The 732-nt window shown below is 61.5% G+C and carries 1 protein-coding gene; it reads right to left on the reverse strand.

What is annotated here, in order from left to right; translation table 11 throughout:
* A partial coding sequence (locus AC1DS5_RS24990) for a Wzz/FepE/Etk N-terminal domain-containing protein (protein ID WP_477720937.1) occupies positions 1–637 on the reverse strand: 637 nt, incomplete at its 3' end.
* Between the last annotated feature and the right edge of the window lie 95 nt (positions 638–732).

Below are 732 nucleotides of genomic sequence, written 5' to 3' on the forward strand. Positions count from 1 at the left end.
GTTCGGGATCGCGCGACTGGAATTCGACAACCATGACGCGCGACTTGTCGACCGCATAAGCCGTCAACCGCTCGTAATAGGCATCGAGCACGCGCTCTTCGGGCGTCATCGAGAACGGATCGCGGCCAATGCCCATCAGGCCGAGCAGCGACCGCCATGGCTGCGCACCCTGCAACACCGGATCGAATTCCGGACGCTCCGCAAGCTTGTTCTTCTTGATGATCTCCCGGGCGAGATCGCGCGACAGCAACAGCTGCACCTGGCTGGTCACGGCTTCCGCATCGAGAGAAGTACGCTCTTCGTTGCGCTCGCCGCTTGGCCGCAGGAAAACGTTTTCACGCCCGTCGATCAAAATGCGCGCTTCCGACTTGAAGCGCGGCGTGATCATGTTGACGATGACGAGCGAGCCGACAAGCGCCAGCAGCGTCGGGACGAGAATCCACGTCTTGCGGCGGACGAGCGCCTGCCACAGCGCGCGCAGATCGAGGTCGCCGAGATCGGGCGCCGGCGCAGCGATCACGCGCTCTGCTTTCTTCTCCGGATTTTTGCGAGAAACCGGGTTTGGCATGGTTGGCGCCTTGATGGCCCGTTCGACCGACGCATTGCCCTTGCCTGCACGCCAGAATGCCAAACGCATCGCCTACCCCACCCAAACGCCACTGCGTCTACTCAACGGAATCGATTAAAGACGATTAAGGTTGCCGCGCGGTTAATTGGCAGGCTGATACCGGG

The organism is Polaromonas sp. P4_H1 (genome assembly GCF_056400945.1).